The organism is Stenotrophomonas sp. 2YAF22, assembly GCF_052114665.1.
Taxonomy (GTDB): domain Bacteria; phylum Pseudomonadota; class Gammaproteobacteria; order Xanthomonadales; family Xanthomonadaceae; genus Stenotrophomonas; species Stenotrophomonas indicatrix.
Genome location: NZ_JBFRFE010000596.1, coordinates 1 through 2,718, shown reverse-complemented (window position 1 = coordinate 2,718; position 2,718 = coordinate 1). Strand labels below are relative to the sequence as shown.

The 2,718-nt window shown below is 64.7% G+C and carries 2 protein-coding genes; both read left to right on the top strand.

The genetic code is table 11. The features are described from left to right. On the top strand, positions 1-2,433 hold a 2,433-nt coding region (locus AB4Y84_RS18700), incomplete at its 5' end, for a 2-oxoglutarate dehydrogenase E1 component (protein WP_442250637.1). A 39-nt stretch (positions 2,434-2,472) separates the two neighbouring features. Beyond that, a partial coding sequence (locus AB4Y84_RS18695; protein ID WP_442250636.1) for a biotin/lipoyl-containing protein occupies positions 2,473-2,718 on the top strand: 246 nt, incomplete at its 3' end.

Below are 2,718 nucleotides of genomic sequence, written 5' to 3'. Positions count from 1 at the left end.
GAGTTCAGCACCGGCGGCGTGGGCGGCCAGCCGCGCATGAAGCTGCGTGACCTGCTGGCGCGCCTGAAGGCGACCTACACCGGTTCGATCGGTGCGGAGTTCATGCACATCTCCGAGGTCGAGCAGCGCCAGTGGATCTACAAGAAGCTGGAACTGGCCGGTGGCAACTACCAGCTGGACGCTGACACCCAGCGCCGCACGCTGGAGCGCCTGACCGCCGCCGAAGGCCTCGAGCGCTACCTGCACACCAAGTACGTCGGCCAGAAGCGCTTCTCGCTGGAAGGCGGCGACTCGCTGATCCCGATGATGGACACCATCATCCGCAGCGCCGGCAAGGATGGCGTCAAGGACGTGGTGGTCGGCATGGCCCATCGTGGCCGCCTGAACGTGCTGGTCAACACCCTCGGCAAGAACCCGCGCAAGCTGTTCGACGAATTCGAAGGCAAGTTCGAGCACGACGAGCACGCCTCGGCCGGCGATGTGAAGTACCACATGGGCTTCTCCGCCGACGTGGCCACCGAGGGTGGCCCGGTGCATCTGGCCCTGGCATTCAACCCGTCGCACCTGGAAATCGCCGATCCGGTGGTTGCCGGCTCGGTGCGTTCGCGCCAGGAACGCCGCAAGGACACCGCACGCAAGCAGGTGATGCCGATCCTGATCCACGGCGACGCGGCGTTCTCCGGCCAGGGCGTGGTCATGGAGCTGTTCCAGATGTCGCAGGCCCGCGGCTTCGCCGTTGGCGGCACCGTGCACATCGTGGTCAACAACCAGGTCGGCTTCACCACCTCCAATCCGCAGGACACGCGCTCCACGCGCTATGCCACCGACGTGGCGAAGATGATCGCCGCCCCGGTGCTGCACGTGAACGGCGATGATCCCGAAGCGGTGGTGTTCGCCGCGCAGCTGGCCTTCGAGTTCCGCCAGAAGTTCGCCAAGGACGTGGTCATCGACCTGATGTGCTACCGCCGTTGGGGCCACAACGAGGCCGACGAGCCGGCGATCACCCAGCCGCTGATGTACCAGGTGATCCGCAAGCACGCCACCACCCGCGAGATGTATGCCGAGCAGCTGGAAAAGGCAGGCGTGATCGCCGCCGGCGCCGGCAAGGCGATGGTCGACGCGTACCGCGAGAAGCTCGATGCAGGTGAAGTGACCACGGAGCTGGCCAAGGTCGAAAAGACCCCGCCGACCAGCCCGCTGTTCGTTGATTGGCCGAAGCTGCTGGAAGGCAAGCTGTCCGATCCGGTGTCGACGAAGGTCGACAAGGACAAGCTGGTCGCGCTGGCCAAGCTGATCAACACCGTGCCCGAAGAAGTGCAGCTGCACTCGCGCGTGTCAAAGGTGTACGACGACCGCCGCAAGATGGCTGCCGGCGAGATCCCGGGCGACTGGGGCTTTGCCGAGAACCTGGCCTACGCCACCCTGCTGGATGAAGGCAGTGCGCTGCGCTTGGTCGGCCAGGACGTCGGCCGCGGTACGTTCACCCACCGCCACGCGATCCTGCACGACCAGAAGACCGACAACTACTACCTGCCGCTGCGGCAGCTGGTGGATTCTCCGGAGAAGGCCACCGTCATCGATTCGCTGCTCAGCGAAGAAGCGGTGATGGCCTACGAGTACGGTTTCTCGACCACCGATCCGAACACCCTGTGCATCTGGGAAGGCCAGTTCGGCGACTTCGCCAACGGCGCCCAGGTAGTGATCGATCAGTTCATCGCCGCCGGCGAAGCAAAGTGGGGCCGCATCTCCGGCCTGACCCTGCTGCTGCCGCATGGCTATGAAGGTCAGGGCCCGGAACACAGCTCGGCGCGCCTGGAGCGCTTCCTGCAGCTGTGCGCGCTGGAGAACATGCTGGTGGTGGTGCCGTCGACCCCGGCGCAGGCCTTCCACATGCTGCGTCGCCAGCAGCACCTGACCACCCGCAAGCCGCTGGTGGTGATGTCGCCCAAGTCGCTGCTGCGCCACAAGCTGGCCGTGTCGACCCTGGACGAGCTGGCCAATGGCGAGTTCCAGCACCTGATCGGCGATGCCAATGCAGATGCCAAGAAGGTCAAGCGCGTGGTGCTGTGCTCGGGCAAGGTCTACTACGACCTGCTGGAAGACCAGACCAAGCGTGGCCAGGACGACGTGGCGATCATCCGCGTGGAGCAGCTGTATCCGTTCCCGCGTGCGCTGCTGGCTGCCGAACTGAAGAAGTACGGCAAGGCCACCGACGTGGTGTGGACGCAGGAAGAACCGCAGAACCAGGGCGCGTGGTACCAGATCCGCCACCACCTGCAGTTCTGCCTGGCCGATGGCCAGAGCCTGCACTACGCCGGTCGCGCACGTTCGGCTTCGCCGGCTGCCGGTCACATGGCTGACCACGTCCGCGAACAGCAGCAGCTGGTCGCCGATGCACTGGTCAACCCGTTCAACGACTCGTTCGCTGAATAACTCTCCCCCTATTTAGAAGACAAACCAGGAAGCTCCCGCATGGCCACCGAAGTCAAAGCCCCGGTACTGCCCGAATCCGTCGCCGACGGCACCATCGCCACCTGGCACAAGAAGGTGGGCGACGCCGTCAAGCGCGACGAAAACCTGCTTGACCTGGAAACCGACAAGGTCGTCCTGGAAGTGCCGTCGCCGGTCGATGGCGTGATCAAGGAAATCAAGTTCAAGGAAGGCGACACCGTCACTTCCAGCCAGGTCGTGGCGATCATCGAAGAAGGCGCCGTGGCT